This is a genomic window from Levilactobacillus fujinensis (assembly GCF_003946335.1).
Classification (GTDB): domain Bacteria; phylum Bacillota; class Bacilli; order Lactobacillales; family Lactobacillaceae; genus Levilactobacillus; species Levilactobacillus fujinensis.
In genome coordinates this window covers 1-2,445 of the sequence record NZ_RHNX01000081.1, presented here as the reverse complement: position 1 = coordinate 2,445, position 2,445 = coordinate 1, and the positions used below count along the sequence as shown (strand labels likewise).

Below are 2,445 nucleotides of genomic sequence, written 5' to 3'. Positions count from 1 at the left end.
AGATTCGCTTTCTAAGATCGAGGTCGATTCACTTTCCGCTGATGAGAGCGACTCTGATTCTGACACACTTTCTGATTCTGACTCACTCTCTGATTCTGATTCACTCTCTGATTCTGATTCACTCTCTGATTCTGATTCAGACTGACTCTCGGAGGTTGACTCACTTTCGGAAAGATATTCACTTTCTGACTCACTCTCGGAGGTTGACTCGCTTTCTAATATCGAGGTCGATTCACTTTCTGCCGACGAAACGGATTCTGACTCGCTAGCTGCAAGTGATTCTGATTCACTCTCGGATTCTGATTCACTCTCCGATTCTGATTCACTCTCCGATTCTGATTCACTCTCCGATTCTGACTCACTCTCCGATTCTGATTCACTTTCTGACTCAGATTCACTCTCGGATTCTGATTCACTCTCGGACTCAGACTCACTCTCTGATTCTGATTCACTCTCTGATTCAGATTCACTTTCTGATTCTGATTCACTTTCTGACTCAGACTCACTCTCGGACTCAGACTCACTCTCCGATTCTGATTCACTTTCTGATTCTGATTCACTCTCGGATTCTGACTCACTCTCGGACTCAGATTCACTTTCTGATTCAGATTCACTCTCCGATTCTGACTCAGACTCACTTTCTGATTCAGATTCACTCTCTGATTCTGACTCACTCTCGGACTCAGACTCACTCTCCGATTCTGATTCACTTTCTGATTCTGATTCACTCTCGGACTCAGACTCACTCTCCGATTCTGATTCACTTTCTGACTCAGACTCACTTTCGGACTCAGACTCACTCTCCGATTCTGATTCACTTTCTGATTCTGATTCACTCTCGGATTCTGACTCACTCTCGGACTCAGATTCACTTTCTGATTCAGATTCACTCTCCGATTCTGACTCAGACTCACTTTCTGATTCAGATTCACTCTCTGATTCTGACTCACTCTCGGACTCAGACTCACTCTCCGATTCTGATTCACTTTCTGATTCTGATTCACTCTCGGACTCAGACTCACTCTCCGATTCTGATTCACTTTCTGACTCAGACTCACTTTCGGACTCAGACTCACTCTCCGATTCTGATTCACTTTCTGATTCTGATTCACTCTCGGATTCTGACTCACTCTCGGACTCAGATTCACTTTCTGATTCAGATTCACTCTCTGATTCTGATTCACTCTCGGATTCTGATTCACTCTCTGATTCTGATTCACTCTCTGATTCAGATTCACTCTCTGATTCAGATTCACTCTCTGATTCTGACTCACTCTCTGATTCAGATTCACTTTCTGACTCAGATTCACTCTCGGATTCTGATTCACTCTCTGACTCAGACTCACTCTCGGATTCAGATTCACTTTCTGATTCAGATTCACTCTCGGATTCTGACTCACTTTCTGATTCAGATTCACTCTCGGATTCAGATTCACTCTCGGATTCTGACTGACTCTCAGATGTGGATTCACTTTCGGAAAGATATTCACTTTCAGACTCACTCGTCGAAGCAGATTCGCTTTCCAATAACGAAGTTGATTCACTTTCCGCTGATGAAAGCGACTCTGATTCTGACACACTTTCTGACTCAGATTCACTCTCGGACTCAGACTCGCTCTCGGATTCTGATTCACTTTCTGACTCAGATTCACTCTCGGACTCAGACTCGCTCTCTGACTCAGACTCGCTCTCGGATTCTGATTCACTTTCTAATTCTGACTCACTCTCTGACTCAGACTCACTCTCGGATTCGGATTCACTTTCGGATTCAGACTCACTTTCTGATTCAGACTCACTCTCTGATTCAGACTCACTCTCTGACTCAGACTCACTCTCTGACTCAGACTCACTCTCGGATTCGGATTCACTTTCGGACTCAGACTCACTCTCGAACTCAGACTCACTCTCGGATTCTGATTCACTTTCTGATTCAGATTCACTCTCGGACTCAGATTCACTCTCGGATTCTGACTCACTCTCGGACTCAGACTCACTCTCGGATTCTGATTCACTTTCTGACTCAGATTCACTCTCGGATTCAGACTCACTCTCGGATTCTGATTCACTCTCGGATTCTGACTCACTCTCGGATTCAGACTCACTCTCGGATTCTGATTCACTCTCGGATTCTGATTCACTCTCGGATTCTGACTCACTCTCGGATTCTGACTCACTCTCGGATTCAGATTCACTCTCGGATTCTGACTCACTCTCGGATTCTGACTCACTCTCGGATTCTGACTCACTTTCTGATTCTGATTCACTCTCGGATTCTGATTTACTCTCCGATTCAGACTCAGACTGACTCTCAGATGTGGATTCACTTTCGGAAAGGTATTCACTTTCTGATTCACTCGTCGATACAGATTCGCTTTCTAAGATCGAGGTCGATTCACTTTCCGCTGATGAGAGCGACTCTGATTCTGACACACTTTCTGATTCTGA

General features: G+C 44.7%; 1 protein-coding gene. It reads right to left on the bottom strand.

Annotation, left to right across the window (positions count from 1 at the left end; translation table 11 throughout):
* Positions 1–2,445 (bottom strand): hypothetical protein (locus EKM89_RS14285; protein WP_225421901.1); only part of this gene is annotated, 2,445 nt, incomplete at both ends.